We start from the raw sequence: 18,285 nt of genomic DNA, 5'->3' as shown, positions 1-18,285 counted from the left end.
GCCAGAGCTGGTCCGTATGTCTGGACAAAATATTGACAGGGTCGGTCTAGGAGGCTAGAAATCCGGGAAGAGCCGCGACGAGCCGGGAAAGAGCCGGGGCCGAGCCGTGACGAAGGGAAGCCGATGGCGTACGACCTGATTACCATGGGGCGGATCGGAGTGGACCTCTACCCGCTCCAGACCGGGGTCCCGCTCGCCCAGGTGTCGTCCTTCGGCAAGTTCCTCGGCGGCTCGGCGACGAACGTCGCGGTCGCCGCGGCCCGGCTCGGCCGGCGCACCGCCGTGATCACGCGTACCGGTGACGACCCGTTCGGCGCCTATCTGCACGAGGCGCTGCGCGGTTTCGGTGTCGACGACCGCTGGGTCACCCCGGTTCCGCACCTGCCGACCCCGGTCACCTTCTGCGAGGTCTTCCCGCCGGACGACTTCCCGCTCTACTTCTACCGGCAGCCCAAGGCGCCCGACCTGGAGATCGACGCCCACGACCTGGACCTCGACGCCATCCGCGACGCCGGGATCTTCTGGGTCACCGGCACCGGTCTGAGCGAGGAGCCGAGCCGTACGGCGACCCTCGCGGCGCTCGCCCACCGGGCGAAGTCCGGCACGACGGTGTTCGACCTCGACTGGCGCCCGATGTTCTGGAGCCGTCCCGACGAGGCCCGCCCCTTCTACGCCGAGGCACTGAGACACACGACCGTCGCCGTCGGCAACCTGGACGAGGTGGAGGTCGCGACAGGCGTGCGCGAGCCGTATGCGGCCGCCCGCGCGCTCCTCGCGGCCGGGGTCGAGATCGCCGTCGTCAAGCAGGGACCCAAGGGCGTCCTCGCGGTCGGCGCGAACGGCGACTCGGCCGAGGTGCCGCCGCTTCCGGTCACCGTCCTCAACGGACTCGGCGCCGGGGACGCGTTCGGCGGTTCCCTCTGCCACGGTCTCCTCGCGGGCCGGGACCTGGAGACGATCATGCGGCACGCCAACGCGGCCGGTGCCATCGTCGCCTCCCGGCTGGAGTGCTCCTCCGCGATGCCCACCCCGGACGAGGTGGCCGCCGCGCTCGACGCCGGAGCGGTGCTGTGAGGGCCGGCCGCGTCGCGGGCACCCACGCCGAGGGCGGTGACGGCGGGAGGGGCCCCCGTATGGACGGCTCCCGTGCCGACGGTTCGCGTACCGGCGACGGGAGAGGTCCGCGGGTCGACGTCGCCGAACTCGTCCGCGTGCGCACACGACACCCCGAGGCGATCGCCGAGGCCGCCGTCCGCCGGGCCCGCAGGCCCCTGCTGGCCGACCGCGGCAAGCTGATGATCGTCGCCGCCGACCACCCCGCCCGGGGCGCGCTCGGCGTCGGGGACCGGAGGCTCGCCATGGCCAACCGCGCCGACCTGCTGGAGCGGCTGTGCCTGGCGCTGAGCCGCCCCGGCGTCGACGGCGTCCTCGCCACCGCCGACATCCTGGACGACCTGCTGCTGCTCGGCGTCCTCGACCACAAGGTGGTCATGGGCTCGATGAACCGGGGCGGTCTGCAGGGCGCCCGCTTCGAGCTGGACGACCGCTTCACCGGGCACCGCCCCGAGGACATCCAGCGGCTCGGCTTCGACGCGGGCAAGCTGCTGCTGCGCATCGACTACGACGACCCCGGTTCGCTGACCACCCTGGAGTCCACGGCCAGGGCCATCGACGACATGGCCGCGCGCCGACTGCCCGTCTTCGTGGAGCCGTTCATCAGCCGCCGCACCCCCGAGGGGAAGCTGCGCAACGACCTGTCCGCCGAGGCCGTCACCCGGTCCATCGCCATCGCCTCCGGCCTCGGCGGCTCCTCCGCCTACACCTGGCTGAAGGTGCCCGTCACCGACGACCCCGACGACATGGCCCGGGTCATGGAGACCTCGACCCTGCCCGCCGTCCTGCTCGGCGGCGACATCGGCGACTCGCCCGAGAGCCGGCTCGCCGCCTACGAGAAGTGGCGCGGCGCGCTCCAACTCCCCACCGTGCGCGGCCTGGTGGTCGGCCGCTCGCTGCTGTACCCGGCGGACGGCGATGTGGCCGCCGCCGTGGACACCGCCGTAGGACTGCTGTGAGGACCGCATGAACAGCACCGACCTGCACCTGCCCGAGGGTGCGACCGCGAACGACCAGTACGTGGTCGACATCGACCCCGCGTCGGCCGGCTGGACGCACAGCAGCCTGCGGGTGGTCGCGCTGTCGCCGGGCGGTACGCATATGTTCACCGCCGGGGACAGCGAGTGGATCGTGCTTCCGCTGCAAGGCGGATGTACCGTACAAATTGAGACTGCGTCAACCGAGCGGCACGAGTTCCAACTCCTGGGCCGGGACAGCGTGTTCGCGAAGGCCTCCGACTTCGCGTACGTTCCCCGGGACGCCCGGGTCCAGATCGCCTCCGGCGCGGGAGGCCGCTTCGCCCTGGCAGGAGCGAAGTGCGAGCGACGACTCCCCGCCCGCTACGGCCCCGCGCCGGAGGTCCCCGTCGAGCAGCGCGGCAGCGGCAGTTGCGCCCGTCAGGTGCGCAACTTCGCCTCCGCCGACTCCTTCGACTGCGACAAGCTGATCTCCGTCGAGGTGATCACGCCGGGCGGCAACTGGTCCTCGTACCCGCCGCACAAGCACGACGAGCACCGGCCGGGCGAGGAGTCCGCGCTGGAGGAGATCTACTACTTCGAGATCGACGGCCCGAACGGCCTGGGCTATCAACGCGTGTCCCCCTCCCGCGAGGGCGGCTCCGACGTCCTCGCCGAGGTCCGCTCCGGCGACGCCGTCCTCGTCCCCGACGGCTGGCACGGGCCGTCGATCGCCCAGCCCGGCCATGACATGTACTACCTGAACGTCATGGCGGGCCCGGGCGCGACGCGGGAGTGGCGGATCTGCTTCCACCCCGATCACGTAGAGAGCACAGGGGGGTACCGATGAGCACGACCCGGCTGACCGTCGCCCAGGCGCTGGTCCGCTTCCTCGCCGCCCAGTACACCGAGCGCGACGGCGAGCGGCGCCGGCTGATCGGCGCGACCTGGGGCATCTTCGGGCACGGCAACGTCGCCGGGATCGGCCAGGCGCTGATCGAGTACCGCGACGCCATGCCCTACCACCAGGGCCGCAACGAGCAGTCCATGGTGCACGCGGCGGTCGGTTACGCCCGCCAGTCGAACCGGCTGTCCGCGCACGCGGTGACGACGTCGATCGGCCCCGGCGCCACCAACCTGGTCACCGGCGCCGCCCTCGCCACCGTCAACCACCTGCCGGTCCTCCTGCTGCCCGGCGACGTCTTCGCCACCCGCCCCGCCGATCCGGTCCTCCAGCAGCTGGAGGTGCCGTACGCGGGCGACGTCTCGGTCAACGACACCCTGCGCCCGGTGTCGAAGTACTTCGACCGCATCACCCGCCCGGAAGCCCTGATCCCGTCCGCACTGCAGGCCATGCGGGTGCTCACCGACCCGGTGGACACCGGCGCGGTCACCCTCGCCCTGCCGCAGGACGTGCAGGCGGAGGGCTACGACTGGCCCGAGGAGTTCTTCGCCGAGCGCGTGTGGACCGTACGCCGGCCGGGCGCGGACCCGGTCGAACTGGCCGAGGCGGTCACGGCGATCCGCGCGGCGCGGCGGCCCCTCGTCGTCGCGGGCGGCGGGGTCCACCACAGCCGCGCCGAGGAGGCCCTCGCGGAGTTCGCGTCGGCCACCGGCATACCGGTCGCCTCCACCCAGGCCGGCAAGGGCTCACTGCGCCACGACCACCCGCAGGACGTGGGCGGGGTCGGCCACACCGGCACCGCGACCGCCGACGAACTGGCCCGCACCGCCGACCTGGTGATCGGCGTCGGCACCCGGTACACCGACTTCACCACCGCCTCCGGCACCCTCTTCGCACACCCGGACGTCCGTTTCCTGAACCTCAACATCGCGCCCTACGACGGCCACAAGCTGGCCGCGCTGCCGCTGATCGCCGACGCACGCAGCGGCCTGGGCGAGCTGACCGAGGCCCTCCAGGTGCACGGCCACCGCGTCCAGGACTCCTACGTCACCGAGTACACCGAGGACAAGGAGCGCTGGGAGCAGCGCGTCGACGCCTGTTTCGAGGCCGACGAGATCGACGTACGGCCGACGCAGCCGCAGGTCATCGGCGCGCTGGACGCGCTGGTGGACGAGTCGGACATCATCATCAACGCGGCCGGCTCGCTCCCCGGCGATCTGCACAAGCTGTGGCGGGCGCGTTCGTACGACCAGTACCACCTGGAGTACGGCTACTCCTGCATGGGCTACGAGATCCCGGCCGCGATCGGCGTGAAGCTGGCCGCACCCGGGCGGAACGTGTGGGCGCTGGTCGGCGACGGCACGTATCTGATGATGCCGACGGAGATCGTGACGGCCGTGCAGGAGGGCGTCGCGATCAAGATCCTGCTGGTGCAGAACCACGGGTACGCCTCCATCGGCGGGCTGTCGGAGTCGGTGGGCGGCGAGCGGTTCGGCACCGCCTACCGGTTCCCGGCCGAGGAGGGGACGTTCACGGGCGCCCCGCTGCCCGTCGACCTCGCCGCCAACGCGGCCAGCCTGGGCATGCGGGTGTTGCGCGCGAAGACCGTCGAGGAGCTGCGCGCGGCGCTCGCCGAGGCGCGGGCCGCCGACACTCCCACATGTGTCTACGTCGAGACCGAAACGGCCGACACTGTGTCGGGCGCGCCTCCGGCGCAGGCCTGGTGGGATGTTCCTGTGGCCGAGACCGCGACCCGACCGTCGGCGGTCAAGGCCCGTGAGCTGTACGACCGGCACGTCTCGACCCGACGCCGCCATCTGTAAAAGGAGTTTCTGGGCATGACGAAGATCGTCAACCACTGGATCGGCGGCAAGACCGCCGAAGGCGCGTCGGGCACGTACGGGCCGGTCACCGACCCGGCGACCGGCGCGGTCACCACGAAGGTCGCGTTCGCGTCGGTCGACGAGGTGGACGCCGCCGTCGCCGCCGCGAAGGAGGCCTTCGTGACGTGGGGCCAGTCCTCGCTGGCCCGACGTACGGAGATCCTGTTCCGCTTCCGCGCGCTGCTGGACGCCAACCGGGACGCGATCGCGGAGCTGATCACCGCCGAGCACGGCAAGGTGCACTCCGACGCGCTCGGCGAGGTCGCGCGCGGTCTGGAGATCGTGGACCTGGCCTGCGGGATCAACGTGCAGCTGAAGGGCGAGCTGTCGACGCAGGTCGCCAGCCGGGTGGACGTCTCCTCGCTGCGCCAGCCGCTGGGCGTGGTCGCGGGCATCACGCCGTTCAACTTCCCGGCGATGGTCCCGATGTGGATGTTCCCGGTCGCCATCGCGTGCGGCAACACCTTCGTGCTCAAGCCGAGCGAGAAGGATCCGTCGGCGGCGGTCAAGCTCGCCGAGCTGCTCGCGGAGGCCGGTCTGCCGGACGGCGTCTTCAACGTCGTGCACGGTGACAAGGTGGCCGTGGACCGCCTGCTGGAGCACCCGGACGTGAAGGCGGTGTCGTTCGTCGGCTCGACCCCGATCGCCCGTCACATCCACACCACCGCCTCGGCCAACGGCAAGCGCGTGCAGGCGCTGGGCGGCGCGAAGAACCACATGCTGGTCCTGCCGGACGCCGACCTGGACGCGGCCGCCGACGCCGCCGTCTCGGCCGCCTACGGGTCCGCGGGCGAGCGCTGCATGGCGATCTCGGCCGTCGTCGCGGTCGGCGCGATCGGTGACACGCTGGTCGAGAAGATCCGCGAGCGCGCCGAGAAGATCAAGATCGGTCCGGGCAACGACCCGACGTCCGAGATGGGCCCGCTGATCACCGCCGCCCACCGCGACAAGGTGGCCTCCTACGTCTCGGGCGCGGCCGCGGAAGGCGCCGAGGTGGTCCTGGACGGCACCGGTTACACCGTCGAGGGCTTCGAGGACGGCCACTGGATCGGCCTCTCGCTGCTGGACCGGGTGCCGACGTCGGCGAAGGCCTACCAGGACGAGATCTTCGGCCCGGTGCTGTGCGTGCTGCGTGCGGAGACGTACGAGGAGGGCCTGGCCCTCATCAACGCCTCGCCGTTCGGCAACGGCACCGCGATCTTCACCCGGGACGGCGGCGCGGCCCGCCGCTTCCAGCTGGAGGCCGAGGCCGGCATGGTCGGCGTGAACGTCCCGATCCCGGTCCCCGTCGGCTACCACTCCTTCGGCGGCTGGAAGGACTCCCTCTTCGGCGACCACCACATCTACGGCAACGACGGCACGCACTTCTACACCCGCGGCAAGGTCGTCACCACCCGCTGGCCCGACCCGGCCGACGCCCCGGCGGGCGTGGACCTGGGCTTCCCGCGCAACCACTGAGCGACCGACAGGGCCGTCCGTATAGCGGACGGCCCTGTTTTTTTGTGCCCGGGCACTGCGATTCTCGTACCGGTGCAAGTGCCCGCCTATAGGGACCGTTACTGCGAGAACCGGCTTCAGGTCGCCTTTTTGCTGCGGATTCCGTAGGTGAACACCCATTGACGTGGCGGTTTTCGTCGGGGTTCCATTCAGCCGCCGGGAGCGGACCAGAGCACGTACGACCAGGCCCGCCGGAGGCGATAGCGCTCCCGACCTCACCCTCACTCGCACGAGTCGATCGGAACCGCCGTATGACCGACACGCTCCGCCCTGTCGACCCAGCCGTCATAGCCGCTTCTGACAGCCCTCAGAAACTCAAGCGGTCCATCGGCGTCGTCGGCGGCACCCTGCTCACGCTCTCGTGCGTCACCCCCGCCTCCACGCTCTTCGTCATCGTGCCCGACCTGTTCTCCAGCCTCGGCACCGCGACGGCCCTCTGTCTCGCCATCGGCGCCCTGCTCTGCATCCCCGTGGCCTTCTGCTACTCCGAGCTCGGCACCCTCATCCCCAGCGCCGGCGGCGAGTACGCCATCGTCTCCACGCTGGCCGGACGGCTGCTGGGCTGGCTGGCCTTCGTGATGTCCCTGCTCGTCGTGATGATCGTCCCTCCGGTCATCGCGATGGGCACCGCCGACTACCTCGCCCCGGTCGTCCACCTCGACCCGTCCCTCACCGGCGCCGGCGTGATGCTCGCGGCCACCCTCGCCGGCCTGCTGGACCTGCGCGCCAACGCCTGGATCACCGGCATCTTCCTGGTCCTGGAGGTCGTCGCCGCCGGCGTCGTCGCCCTCCTCGGCTTCACCCACTCCCACCGGGGCCTCGGCAGCCTCGGCTCGATGCAGATCGCCGGCGAGCACGCGCACGTGAACCCCGTGACCGCCATGATGGTCCTGTCCGGGCTCGCCATCGCCCTGTTCGCCACCCAGGGCTTCTCCACCGCGATCTACCTCTCCGAGGAACTGGAGCACCCGCGCCGCAACGTCGCCCGCACCGTCCTCGCCACGCTCGCCATCTCCAGCGTGGTCATCCTGGTGCCGGTCGTGGCGATCACCCTGGGCGCCGGTGACCTCACGTCCCTGACCGGCGGCGACATCAGCAGCATGGTCATCGCCTGGAGCAACTCCGCCGTCGGCACCTTCGTCAGCCTCTGCGTCGCCCTCGCGATCATCAACGCGGGCATCGTCATGGTCATCCAGAACTCCCGCGTGCTGTTCGCCTCCGCCCGCGACAAGGCCTGGCCCACGCCGGTCAACAACGCCCTCGCCAAGCTCGGCCGGTTCGGCTCCCCGTGGGTCGCCACCCTCGTCGTCGGCGTGCCGGGCGCCTTCCTCTGCTTCGTGAACCTGGACACGCTGTACGGCGTGACCGGCGTCGCCGTCACGGGCCTGTACCTGCTGGTCGCGATCGCCGCGCTGCTCGCCCGGCGCGGCGGGCACGCCAGCCGCACGGCCTGGCGGATGCCGCTGTGGCCCGCGATGCCGGTGCTGCTCATCGCGGTCCTCGTCTACATCCTCGTCGAGCAGGACCCCTCGTACCTGCTGTGGACCGGCGCCATCACCGCCGTCGCCACCCTCTACTGGGCCCTCTACCTCCGCCCGCGCCGCGACACCCGCTGGCTGGTCTCGATCCCGGAGGACGCCGAGGCCTGACGGCCGGCCGACGGAGCCGGCCGTGTGGCCCCGCGGTACCACGACCGGGGACCCCGCGTACCACGCCCGAAGTACGCCGGGCGGACCCGTACTCCCCTGGGAGGGGCCGGGGTTCAGCCCGGGGGAGCCGTCGGATGTCAGTGCGGGCCCGTACCGTTGAGGCATGGATCTTCGGGTGCCCTCGCTGCGAGGGCTGCTCAAGGGGCCGCGGCGGCTGATGGCCGCCGCGGCCGCCGTCGTGGTGCTGGCCGGCGCCGGCACCTGGACGGCCGCCGCCTCCGGCGGCCCGCCCCCGGTGCACCGCACCGACCGGATGATGGCGGTCGACGGCGTCCGCCTGGACACCTCCTTCTTCGCTCCGGCCGGCTCCGGCCGCCACCCGGCCGTCCTGCTGGGGCACGGCTTCGGCGGCAGCAAGGACGACATGCGCGGCCAGGCCGAGAACCTCGCCCGGGACGGGTACGCGGTCCTGACCTGGTCCGCGCGCGGCTTCGGCAGGTCGACCGGGAAGATCGGCCTCAACGACCCCCAGGCCGAGGTCGCCGACGTCTCCCGGCTCATCGACTGGCTCGCGCGCCAGCCCCAGGTCCAGCTCGACAAGCCGGGTGACCCGCGCGTGGGCCTCGCCGGCGGCTCCTACGGCGGCGCGATCTCCCTGCTCGCCGCCGGATACGACCACCGCGTGGACGCCATCGCCCCGGCCATCACGTACTGGAACCTCGCCGACGCCCTCTTCCCGAACGGCGTGTTCAAGAAGCTGTGGGCCGGCATCTTCTTCAACAGCGGCGGCGGCTGCGCCCACTTCGAACCCGAGCTGTGCCGGATGTACGACAGGGTCGCCGAGTCCGGCACCCCTGACCAGGCCGCCCGCACCCTGCTGGAGGAGCGCTCCCCGTCCGCCGTCGCCGCCCGCATCAAGGTGCCCACGCTGCTGCTGCAGGGCCAGACGGACTCCCTGTTCCCCCTCGGCCAGGCCGACGCCGCCGAGAAGGCGATCCGCGCCAACGGCGCCCCCGTGGACGTCGACTGGATCGCGGGCGGCCACGACGGCGGCGACATGGAGACCAGCCGGGTCCAGGCACGCGTGCGTGCGTGGTTCGACCGGTATCTGAAGGGCGACGAGAACACCGACACCGGCCCGGCCTTCCGCGTCACCCGCACCGGAGGCGTGAACTCGAACGACGGCACGGCCCAGCTGCGCGGCGCGACCGCGCCCGCCTACCCGGGCCTGCGCGACCACCTCCGGGCCGTCCCCCTGACCGGCGGCGCCCAGCGGATCGCCAACCCGGCCGGCGCCAGCCCGCCCGGCGTCTCCGCCCTGCCCGGCCTCGGCGGCGCCGGCGGCCTGTCCCAGCTCTCGGCGCTCGGCGTCGGCATCTCCCTCGACTTTCCCGGCCAGTACGCGAAGTTCGACTCCGCCCCGCTCACCCGCGACCTGCAGATCACCGGCACCCCGACCGCCACCGTCCACCTCACCTCCACCGGCGACGGCGCCGTCCTGTTCGGCAAGGTCTACGACGTCGGCCCCGGCGGCACCCAGCAGGTGCTGCCCAGCCAGCTCGTCGCGCCCTTCCGGGTGACCGGCGCCCAGGCGGGCAAGGACGTGACGATCACCCTCCCGGCGATCGACCACACGGTGCAGAAGGGCCACCGGCTCCGCCTGGTCCTCGCCTCCACCGACCTCGGCTACGCCTCCCCGGCCGCCCCCGCCACCTACACCGTCTCCCTCAAGAGCGCCCTGAGCGTGCCGACGGCCCCCGCCGTCCGCACCGCGGCCGCGCCGCTGCCCGCCTGGGTGTGGTGGCTGCCCGCGGCCGGTGCGGCCGTCGCGCTCGCCCTGCTGCTCACCGCCCGCCGCCGCACGACCGCCCCCGCGCCCGACCCCGAACTGGCCGAAGTCCCGCTCGTCATCATGGACTTGAGCAAGCGGTACGCCAAGTCCGCCGACCGGTACGCGGTGCGCGAACTGTCCTTCCGGGTGGAGCGCGGCCAGGTGCTCGGCCTGCTCGGCCCCAACGGCGCGGGCAAGACCACCACCCTGCGCATGCTGATGGGCCTGATCACCCCGGACGACGGGGAGATAAGGGTCTTCGGGCACGCCATCCGGCCCGGTGCGCCCGTGCTGTCCCGGGTCGGCGCCTTCGTGGAGGGCGCGGGCTTCCTGCCGCACCTGTCCGGCCGGGAGAACCTGGAGCTGTACTGGCGGGCCACCGGCCGGCCGCCCGCGGACGCCCACCTGGAGGAGGCGCTGGAGATCGCCGGGCTCGGCGACGCGCTCGCCCGCGCGGTGCGCACGTACTCCCAGGGCATGCGCCAGCGTCTCGCCATCGCCCAGGCCATGCTGGGCCTGCCCGACCTGCTCATCCTGGACGAACCCACCAACGGCCTCGACCCGCCGCAGATCCGCGAGATGCGCGAGGTGATGATCCGCTACGCGGCCGGCGGCCGCACGGTGATCGTCTCCAGTCATCTCCTCGCCGAGGTCGAGCAGTCCTGCACCCACCTGGTGGTGATGGACCGCGGCCGGCTCGTCCAGGCGGGCCCCGTGCACGAGATCGTCGGCTCCGGCGACACCCTGCTGGTCGGCACGGCCGTGCCGGTGCAGGAGCCGGTAGTGGAGAAGGTCGGCGCGCTGCCCGGCGTCGCCTCGGCCGTGCGCACCGACGACGGACTGCTGGTCAGGCTGGAGCCGGGCGGCACGGCCGAGCGGCTGGTCGTGGAACTGGTGCGCCTCGACGTGCCCGTGGCCTCGGTCGGCCCGCACCGCCGCCTCGAAGACGCCTTCCTGACCCTGATAGGAGGTTCCGCATGAGCACGCTCACCGAGGTCGCCTCCGGCTATCAGACCCGGCACACCCTGCCCCTGCGGGTCGAGCTGGTCCGCCAGCTCAAGCGGCGGCGCACCCTGGCCATGGGCGCGGTCCTCGCCCTGCTGCCGTTCGTGCTGCTGATCGCCTTCGCGATCGGCAGCCCGCACGACCGTGGTGGCCAGGTCACGCTGATGGACACGGCGACCGCCTCGGGCGCCAACTTCGCCGCGGTCAACCTGTTCGTCTCGGTGGGCTTCCTGCTGGTGATCCCGGTCGCCCTGTTCTGCGGGGACACGGTCGCCTCGGAGGCCGGGTGGTCCTCGCTGCGTTATCTGCTGGCCGCGCCCGTGCCCCGGGCCCGGCTGCTGTGGTCCAAGCTCGTCGTCGCGCTCGGGATGAGCCTCGCCGCGATGGTGCTGCTCCCGGTCGTCGCGCTCGCCGTCGGCACGGCGGCCTACGGCTGGGGCCCGCTGCGGATACCGACCGGCGGCGCCCTGGACAGCGGCACGGCGGCCCAGCGACTCCTGGTGGTCGTGGCGTACGTCTTCGTCTCCCAACTGGTCACCGCCGGGCTCGCGTTCTGGCTGTCCACCAAGACGGACGCCCCGCTCGGCGCGGTGGGCGGCGCGGTCGGCCTGACGATCGTCGGCAACGTCCTGGACGCCGTCACCGCCCTCGGCCACTGGCGCGACTTCCTGCCCGCGCACTGGCAGTTCGCCTGGGCCGACGCCGTCCAGCCGCACGCCGAGTGGTCCGGCATGATCCAGGGCGCCGCGGTCTCCGTCTCCTATGCCCTGGTGCTCTTCGCCCTGGCCTTCAGAGGCTTCGCCCGCAAGGACGTGGTTTCTTGATTCCTTTTTATGATCAATCGATTCGCCGACCAGATGTGAATCGCTCCGGGGGAGCCGGACAATGCGCGCTCCTTCACTGCAGAAATCTTCATGCGTATGGAGTAGCGCTTCGCTTTTGATGGGCCGTGGACTGCTATGTTCTGCGTCTGTCGGATCAGAGGTAACTCCAAGTGAGGTGAGCATGAAGAAGGCAGTTTTCACAACTGCGGCGTTGGCGATCGGCGCAAGTCTCGTGGGTGGCTCCGCCGTCGCGGCGACGGGCACCGCCAAGGCGCCTGCCCACGAAGCCGGCCCGCTCGGTCTCATGTCCCAGACCGAGGTGGCTCCGGCGATCGTGCCCGCGGCCGATACCGTGATGCGGGTGGCCAAGCAGGGCAGCCTCACCAAGGGCAGTGCGTTCGACGAGAACCAGTCGGGGACGGTCACCGGTACGAACAAGGCGGCGAGGGTTTCCGGTGTATACCTGGACGGGATGGGGCGCGACAGCGGCAAGAAGCCCGCAATTCCGGTGAAGAACCCGGTCGGAACCGGATCCGTTCAGCTCCATCCCCTGAATGCGCCGACCAGCGCCGGGATCGGTAGCCTGCTCAGCCAGGGGTGACGTGTAAACCGTCGGGAGTCGGTGCAGTGAAATCCGCCGGAATTCTGACACTCTGATCCGGCTCTCGTCAGCCGGAGACCGACATCGCAGTGCCGCGGACGGATCGGCCTGGTGGCCACCCCGGCACGATTCACATCCGGCTCCTCGGGGCATTGACCAGAGTCTGGAGCCGGACCAGCAGCTCCGCGCTCGCCCGGTGCCCGATGTCGTGCCCGGGATACGCCTTAAGCCTGTCCGGCCCACTGGACTTCTCATATCCAGTGGGCCGGACGCATGTCGGCGACCGCTCCTGCCTTTGTGCGGCACTCGGTAAGCGGGGCACGGCATCGTTCCGCCATCCGATGGAATCCGTCCGGTATGGCCGGTGTCCGCGTGACTTTCCGCCGCATATTTCGGTTTCTTGCCATGTAAGCGCGGGTTACCGTGAATCCAGGAAGGAACCGAGTTGACCAGGAAGTTCGCGGTCGTCACTGCACTGGCCCTTAGCGCTCTCTGCGGCAGCGCGGGCGTTGCCTCCGCCTCGAACACGACCAACGTCACTGGCGGTGACGGCTTTTCGGAGTCTCCGGTCGTCGTGAACGCCCCCCAGCAGGGCGTGGTCGTCGTCAACGGCGCCCTCGTCGACGGCCGCTGCATCGCACCGTGGTCCAACGGTGCCGTTCTCGGCGGAGTCGTTCCGCCGAACTCGCACTACGCGGCCTGTGACACCGCTGCTGTCAACCAGTCGCAGAACGCTCCGTACGCGGGCGGCCTGCTCTTCTGATCTCCCGCTCCGAGCAATTCGGGGCAGGCGAACCCTCCCAGAACGCAGTCCGGAAAGGACATCTCATGCGTAACAAGGTTACGGCCATCTCCGCCCTCGCCGCAGGTGTCGTCCTGGCGGCCGCGGGCACCGCCGCAGCCGACAACTGCACGACTGTCACCGGCGGCAACGGCTTCTCGTCGTCCCCGGTCGTCGTGAACGCCCCCCAGCAGGGCGCCATCGTCTCCAACGGCACGCTTGTCGACCTCCGCTGCGTCGCCCCGTGGTCCAACGGTGCCGTTCTCGGCGGCGTCGCCGCGCCGAACTCGCACTACGCCGCATGCAACACGGCCAACGTCAACCAGGCGCAGCACGCGCCGTACGCCGGCGGCCTGCTGTTCTGACCCCTTCGCGCTCCGACCCCTGAGCGGGGCGGGGATGTCAGCAGATGTCCCCGCCCAACCCATCCCCCTCCCACAACCGAAAGGCGCATCTCATGCGTAACAAGGTTACGGCCCTCTCCGCGCTCGCCGCGGGCCTCGTCCTGGCCGCCGCCGGTACCGCTGCTGCCGACAGCAGCACGACCGTCACCGGTGGCAACGGCTTCTCGGAGTCTCCGGTCGTCGTCAACTCCCCTCAGCAGGGGCTTGTCGTTTCCAACGGTTCGCTGATCGACGGTCGCTGCATCGCGCCGTGGTCCAACGGTGCCGTGCTCGGTGGCGTGGTCGCGCCGAACTCGCACTACGCCGCGTGCAACACGGCCCCGGTCGACCAGTCGCAGTGGGCGCCCTACACCGGCGGCCTGCTGTTCTGAGCAGTTCTCAAGCACCTGGCGGCCTGCCGAATTCCGGCGGGCCGCCAGCTGTTTTCGCCCTGAACCGTTCGGCGGTGTGTGTCCTTGTGACGCGGTGCACGGCAGTCGTGGCGGCCGGGGCGTGACATGAAGAGAGCCGTACGGGCCAGGAGACTGTGACATCTCTCCTGGCCCGTACGGCTCTGTCGCATCAAGCAACCCGGCCGGATCATCGCCGAATTGACTCCGGCACCGGATCTGCGTCAGCCGGGCGCCACGTCGTTACTTGACGACCGGAAGCTTGGCCGGAAGCTGGGCGGGCGGCTTGCCGTCGAGAGGGTTCGGCAGGGTGCCGCCGAAGACGGGTGTCTTGACGATGCCCGACTGCTTCACGCCCTCCGCCGCGGTCCTGACGTCGTTGGTGACGGCGCCCGTCGGCATCTCGGCTGCGTTGGGAAGAGCGCGGGTCACCGTCTTCCCGTCCTCCAGAATGCCCTGCGCCGGCACGTCCGCGGCGACAGCGGGCGCCGCAGCGCCTGCGATGGCCAGGGTGCCGATCATGAGGGCCGCAGCCTTCAGCTTCTTCATTGTGTTCCTTTCGTCCGCAGCTCGGGAGCTCGGGTCGCGCTTCTGCTGGGCTAAACGAGAGAGATACGCCGCGGGAAACTCCACTGGCTGCAAGTTCCTGGAACTCATACATCCCGAATGACCTCGCGAATAACGTCATCGGATTATCCGCGTACGGGACTCCGGCACGCTGGTCAGGCGGTCACGTCGAGCGGTTCCGAGCGGGGCGTCGTATGCCTTCCGTCGGTGACGGCGATCGTGTAGCGGTGGTGTGTGCCGCGAGGGACGGAATCCGTGTACGTCATGGCCGGCCGGTCCCATTCGGTCGACCGCCGCTTCGGCGAGGCCACGAGAACACCGTCGCGGTAGATCCGGTACGTCAGTTCCGCGTCGTCCCTGTCCCATGCGGCACGCCAGGCGAGCGTGACCTTTCCGGCGCGCGTACGCCCGCCGGTGAGCCCGGGCGCCGCTTGCGGGGCCGTGTCGCCGGGACCGGTCCCGAAGCGCGTCAGACCCTGCTGGGGCCTGCCGTTGACCGTGGTGAACTCGCCGCCCGCCCACAGGATGCTGCCGGCCATCACCAGCGTCCGGGGGCCGACTCCCTCCCCGATGCCGTCATCGGTGTCGGGGAACCAGTGCAGGATGGTCTTGTCACCGATCGACTGGGCCAGGAAATGCCGTCGGGGTCCGTCGGGGAAGCCCCCGCGGGTGAGGCCGCAGTAGTGGGCGTGGGATGCGCTGTAGAGGATGTCCTTGTAGACGACGACATCCTGGGTGGCGCCCAGGCAGGTGTCCTTCCAGATCATCCTGCCGTCGGCGAGCCGGCCCGCGATACGGCCGTCGAAGATGCCCGTCCCCTCGCCCTCGGCTCCCAGGTAGAAGCGGTCGCCGTTGCGGGTCAGCGACGTCACCGCGGATCGTTCCGGCAGCCAGTCGGGGAAGGACTTCACCGTCGCACCCGTCGTGGGATTCAGGGAGACCAGTGCCTGTTCCGGCTTGCCGTTGACGTTGTGGAACGCTCCGCCGACGAGCAGCTGTCCCCGGTCGGGCGCGGCCAGAACGGCCCGGACCGGCTCGTCGATGTCCGCCTTGAACGGCAGCAGCGTGCCGCTGCGGCTGAACGCCGCGACGCGCTTTCTCTCCTGGCCGTCGACGACCGTGAAGTCACCGCCCAGGTACACGGTCGTGCCGGTGGTCTCGATGGCTCGTACGGGCGCCGCCACAGCGGGGCGGAAGTCCCTGCGCAGCGAGCAGCCGGCCGTGTCGAGCGCGACCGCACTGGCGACTCCGGCGCCGTCGACCTTGCCGAACGATCCGCCGACATACAGTACTTTGCCGTCGCGTGAGGCCTTCAGCGCCCGTACCGTCCCGGCGCCTTCCGTGAAGGAGTGGGCGCACGGCAGCAGTTTGCCGGTCACCGCGTCGAAGGCCGCGAAGTTCTTCCGGGCAACCTGCTTCTGGCCGGGCTTCGCGCCGGGCGGGCGGACGCTGTCGAAGGTGCCGCCGACGTACACGACACCGCGTGCGTACTCGACCGACCAGACGATGCCGTCCGTCTGCCAGGTCGCCAACGGGGCCGCAGTCAAGGTTGTTTCGTGCGCCTGTGCGCCGAAAGCGGACGTGAGCGAAGCGGCCGCGAGGAGGACCACCGCGGAAGCCGTGGTGGTGGTCTTGGCCGTGCTTTTACTTGGTCGCATGGAATTGGAAAGTAGACACCCGGTGGCGGATATCGCGACGCCGCGACGGCGCGCTCCGCCCTTCAGGCCTCGCGGAAGCTCGAATGGCCTAGGAAAAGGAGTCGTAACCCGCGACGGCATGCTGTTCGTGGGAACGTCGGGCGAGATCAGGTACCCGAGTTCTGGTACCCAGGCAATGAGGAGGAGTGCTCGTCATGCGAGTAGCTGCCCGAACAAGGACGCAGTCACGGCGGTTGGGTTGGGGAGCGGGGCTCGTCGGCGCCGGTCTGACCGCGACCGCGGCATTCGGCATCGCTGTCGGCTCCGTGTCGGCCCAGGCCGTCCCCCGAGCGGCGCAGCCGTGCACGGCGTGCAAGGCGACGCCCGCCCCCACGTCCGGGTGTTCGGCGTGCCAGACCAAGCCGCCCACGTCCGGGTGTTCGGTGTGCCAGACGAAGCCGCCCACGTCCGGGTGCGGGTGCCAGACGACGCCGCCTCCTCCGCCGCCGGTCTGCCCCTCGGGCTCGACCGCGGTCAGCGTGACCAATCCCATGACCGAGTCCGTGGCGATCCCCGGCGACGGAAGCTTCCAGCTCACCGTCTCCAGCGCCACCCAGGGACAGGTGTTCAGCTTCAACATCCCCAGCAGCGCTCACCGCTCCGTCGTGCGGGTCACCGCCACGGGCGGCACCGCCGGCTCCACCGTGGTCAACTACGACAGCACGACGGGCTTCCCCGACGGCGTTGCCGCCGCCGGTCCGCTGCACGCCCCGGTCAACTCGACCGGCAAGTACGCGAACCTCAGCCGTGTCGACTTCTGCGTCAAGCCGACCAAGTACAACTGAGGAACACGCAGCTGAGCGGGCCGGGGACAGCCCGGGCCCGCTCAGGGCCGAGGAGGGGTCGGGCCGGGGGTCACCACCGGGGCGCCGGGTGTCGCCCGGGGGGTCGTGCCGTCGGCGGGCTCGGTGTCGATGCAGTCGATGAACTGGACGAAGTGAGCGGGGCCGGTGGCGTCGGTGACGGCGAAGTCGGTCCGCGAGTGGCTCCGGAGCAGGCACATGTCGTAGCGGACGACGGTCGGCAGGATCTCCTCCTTGCGGGCCGTCCGGTACTCGTGGCGGCCCACGAGCTGGCAGGAGTCGTAGCGGATCAGGGGTCCCCGCGGGCCCACCGTGTAGCGGTGCGGGCGGACTTCGGCGGAGAAGTCCTTGAAGGCGATCCCGGTGTCGTCGCAGTCGTTGAAGTGGACCGTTCCGCTGCTCCACACGCAGTCGATGATCCTGACGTCCGGGTCACGCACCTCGAATCGGATGTCCTGGGCGTGGAAACGCTGTACCGAGTCGTGGTGCCGGCTGACCGGGAATCGGAAGAAGGTGCTGGTGGTGCCGTACTCCGGGGTGTTCTTGGGGCGCTTGCCGGTGATGATGTACGAGCCGCCGCGGCAGTCGATGGATCCGCCGTAGGGGAACTCCAGGAAGTTGCCCCACTCGTATTCGACCTTCATGTCGGTGAACCAGTAGTTCAAGAACTGGTCCTGGACGTTGGGGCTGGCCTGTTTGCGGCCCGCGAGCCCCGAGTACAGAAACGCCTTCCGGTAGCTGCCGGCGACCGTGCAGGCTTCCCAGCGCATTTCCGAGTTGGTGTCCGTGCCGTCGAGGGCCAGACCGTACTCCCATTCCCCGAGCCACTCGCATTCCGAGAACCGGTAGTCCTGGGCCTGGCCGGTGGAATAGGAACTGAAGAAGGACGCGCCCGGTGTGGCCGAGCGGAACTGCATGCGTTCGAAGGACAGGTTCGACCAGCTGTCCTCATTGCGGCACAGAAAGGAGCCCGGGCCGGTGCCCGGACGGAAGACCAGGGTGGTCATGTTCTTGCCCGCCCCGGTGAAGCGCAGCCCGTTGGCGGGCCGCGGCGGGGCCACGCCGTTCAGCAGCGCATGCGGTCGGGTGATGAGGAAGTCCCCGGCGGGAATCTCGATCACCAGGCGGCCCACCCCGTCCCGGACATGGGAGGCGGCGAGCGCATAAGCGGATTCGAACGCCTCTGTGTCGTCGGTGTATCCATCGCCCACGGCACCGAGATCGGTTACATTGATCGCGGACGTACGCCCCGGGGCCGCATTTTTGGCGGACGCGCTGTTGGCGGGCAGGGCCGCTGCGAACAGCAGTGACGTTCCGCCGCGCAGAATATTCCGACGGTTGCGTGAGATCTCGCCACCCGGTTCTGACATGGTTGCCTTCT

At 70.5% G+C, this 18,285-nt stretch carries 16 protein-coding genes; 13 read left to right on the top strand and 3 right to left on the bottom strand.

Annotated elements, in window-relative coordinates; genetic code table 11:
- Nucleotides 1-123: 123 nt before the first annotated feature.
- The 12 genes from iolC to BIV25_RS11165 all read left to right on the top strand — a co-directional run bounded on the left by iolC (nt 124) and on the right by BIV25_RS11165 (nt 13,819).
- On the top strand, nt 124-1,074 hold the full coding sequence (gene iolC / locus BIV25_RS11220) for a 5-dehydro-2-deoxygluconokinase (protein WP_071372089.1): 951 nt from the start codon (nt 124-126) through the stop codon (nt 1,072-1,074).
- A gap of 59 nt (nt 1,075-1,133) precedes the next feature.
- Nucleotides 1,134-2,072: a deoxyribose-phosphate aldolase gene (locus BIV25_RS11215; protein WP_071372088.1), complete on the top strand. Its 939-nt coding sequence runs from the start codon at nt 1,134-1,136 to the stop codon at nt 2,070-2,072.
- A 7-nt stretch (nt 2,073-2,079) separates the two neighbouring features.
- Complete coding sequence (gene iolB / locus BIV25_RS11210; RefSeq protein WP_071372087.1) at nt 2,080-2,919, top strand: 5-deoxy-glucuronate isomerase; 840 nt, start codon at nt 2,080-2,082, stop codon at nt 2,917-2,919.
- On the top strand, nt 2,916-4,796 hold the full coding sequence (gene iolD, locus BIV25_RS11205) for a 3D-(3,5/4)-trihydroxycyclohexane-1,2-dione acylhydrolase (decyclizing) (RefSeq protein ID WP_071372086.1): 1,881 nt from the start codon (nt 2,916-2,918) through the stop codon (nt 4,794-4,796). The genes iolB and iolD overlap by 4 nt, the downstream gene beginning before the upstream one ends.
- Before the next feature lie 15 nt (nt 4,797-4,811).
- Nucleotides 4,812-6,314, top strand: a complete 1,503-nt coding sequence (gene mmsA / locus BIV25_RS11200) for a CoA-acylating methylmalonate-semialdehyde dehydrogenase (protein ID WP_071372085.1) — start codon at nt 4,812-4,814, stop codon at nt 6,312-6,314.
- Between the two features lie 290 nt (nt 6,315-6,604).
- Complete coding sequence (locus tag BIV25_RS11195) at nt 6,605-8,002, top strand: APC family permease (protein ID WP_071372084.1); 1,398 nt, start codon at nt 6,605-6,607, stop codon at nt 8,000-8,002.
- A 163-nt stretch (nt 8,003-8,165) separates the two neighbouring features.
- Nucleotides 8,166-10,814: a CocE/NonD family hydrolase gene (locus BIV25_RS11190; RefSeq protein ID WP_071372083.1), complete on the top strand. Its 2,649-nt coding sequence runs from the start codon at nt 8,166-8,168 to the stop codon at nt 10,812-10,814.
- Nucleotides 10,811-11,662, top strand: a complete 852-nt coding sequence (locus BIV25_RS11185) for an ABC transporter permease (protein WP_071372082.1) — start codon at nt 10,811-10,813, stop codon at nt 11,660-11,662. The genes BIV25_RS11190 and BIV25_RS11185 overlap by 4 nt, the downstream gene beginning before the upstream one ends.
- A gap of 181 nt (nt 11,663-11,843) precedes the next feature.
- Nucleotides 11,844-12,263, top strand: a complete 420-nt coding sequence (locus BIV25_RS11180) for a hypothetical protein (protein ID WP_256255752.1) — start codon at nt 11,844-11,846, stop codon at nt 12,261-12,263.
- Between the two features lie 445 nt (nt 12,264-12,708).
- A complete protein-coding gene (locus BIV25_RS11175; RefSeq protein ID WP_071372081.1) occupies nt 12,709-13,026 on the top strand; it encodes a hypothetical protein in 318 nt (105 codons plus the stop codon).
- 65 nt (nt 13,027-13,091) lie between these two features.
- Nucleotides 13,092-13,409 carry a hypothetical protein gene (locus BIV25_RS11170; RefSeq protein ID WP_071372080.1) on the top strand — a complete coding sequence of 106 codons (318 nt, stop codon included), beginning with the start codon at nt 13,092-13,094 and terminating at the stop codon, nt 13,407-13,409.
- 92 nt (nt 13,410-13,501) lie between these two features.
- Nucleotides 13,502-13,819, top strand: a complete 318-nt coding sequence (locus BIV25_RS11165; protein WP_071372079.1) for a hypothetical protein — start codon at nt 13,502-13,504, stop codon at nt 13,817-13,819.
- A 261-nt stretch (nt 13,820-14,080) separates the two neighbouring features.
- On the opposite strand, the gene BIV25_RS11160 is transcribed toward BIV25_RS11165, so the two are convergent.
- Together BIV25_RS11160 and BIV25_RS11155 are read right to left on the bottom strand one after the other, a co-directional pair.
- Nucleotides 14,081-14,386 (bottom strand): hypothetical protein, encoded by a 306-nt coding sequence (locus BIV25_RS11160; protein ID WP_071372078.1) that lies wholly within the window; start codon nt 14,384-14,386, stop codon nt 14,081-14,083.
- A 173-nt stretch (nt 14,387-14,559) separates the two neighbouring features.
- Nucleotides 14,560-15,951 (bottom strand): fibronectin type III domain-containing protein, encoded by a 1,392-nt coding sequence (locus BIV25_RS11155; protein WP_256255751.1) that lies wholly within the window; start codon nt 15,949-15,951, stop codon nt 14,560-14,562.
- Between the two features lie 629 nt (nt 15,952-16,580).
- On the opposite strand from BIV25_RS11155, the gene BIV25_RS11150 reads away from it, so the two are divergent.
- Complete coding sequence (locus BIV25_RS11150) at nt 16,581-16,886, top strand: hypothetical protein (protein ID WP_143076616.1); 306 nt, start codon at nt 16,581-16,583, stop codon at nt 16,884-16,886.
- Between the two features lie 41 nt (nt 16,887-16,927).
- Here BIV25_RS11150 and BIV25_RS11145 read toward each other — a convergent pair whose 3' ends face one another.
- Nucleotides 16,928-18,274: a glycosyl hydrolase family 28-related protein gene (locus BIV25_RS11145; RefSeq protein ID WP_177235239.1), complete on the bottom strand. Its 1,347-nt coding sequence runs from the start codon at nt 18,272-18,274 to the stop codon at nt 16,928-16,930.
- Between the last annotated feature and the right edge of the window lie 11 nt (nt 18,275-18,285).

The organism is Streptomyces sp. MUSC 14 (assembly GCF_001866675.1).
Lineage (GTDB): Bacteria > Actinomycetota > Actinomycetes > Streptomycetales > Streptomycetaceae > Streptomyces.
The sequence above is the reverse complement of the archived record's forward strand: the minus strand, read 5'-3'. Positions and strand labels throughout refer to the sequence as shown.

Coding starts and splice junctions, on each gene's coding strand:
- BIV25_RS11190 (WP_071372083.1), top strand. CDS start 8,166: ATGGATCTTCGGGTGCCCTCGCTGCGAGGGCTGCTCAAGGGGCCGCGG.
- BIV25_RS11215 (WP_071372088.1), top strand. CDS start 1,134: ATGGACGGCTCCCGTGCCGACGGTTCGCGTACCGGCGACGGGAGAGGT.
- iolB (WP_071372087.1), top strand. CDS start 2,080: ATGAACAGCACCGACCTGCACCTGCCCGAGGGTGCGACCGCGAACGAC.
- BIV25_RS11185 (WP_071372082.1), top strand. CDS start 10,811: ATGAGCACGCTCACCGAGGTCGCCTCCGGCTATCAGACCCGGCACACC.
- BIV25_RS11160 (WP_071372078.1), bottom strand. CDS start 14,386: ATGAAGAAGCTGAAGGCTGCGGCCCTCATGATCGGCACCCTGGCCATC.
- iolD (WP_071372086.1), top strand. CDS start 2,916: ATGAGCACGACCCGGCTGACCGTCGCCCAGGCGCTGGTCCGCTTCCTC.
- BIV25_RS11195 (WP_071372084.1), top strand. CDS start 6,605: ATGACCGACACGCTCCGCCCTGTCGACCCAGCCGTCATAGCCGCTTCT.
- BIV25_RS11170 (WP_071372080.1), top strand. CDS start 13,092: ATGCGTAACAAGGTTACGGCCATCTCCGCCCTCGCCGCAGGTGTCGTC.
- BIV25_RS11145 (WP_177235239.1), bottom strand. CDS start 18,274: ATGTCAGAACCGGGTGGCGAGATCTCACGCAACCGTCGGAATATTCTG.
- iolC (WP_071372089.1), top strand. CDS start 124: ATGGCGTACGACCTGATTACCATGGGGCGGATCGGAGTGGACCTCTAC.
- BIV25_RS11180 (WP_256255752.1), top strand. CDS start 11,844: ATGAAGAAGGCAGTTTTCACAACTGCGGCGTTGGCGATCGGCGCAAGT.
- BIV25_RS11165 (WP_071372079.1), top strand. CDS start 13,502: ATGCGTAACAAGGTTACGGCCCTCTCCGCGCTCGCCGCGGGCCTCGTC.
- mmsA (WP_071372085.1), top strand. CDS start 4,812: ATGACGAAGATCGTCAACCACTGGATCGGCGGCAAGACCGCCGAAGGC.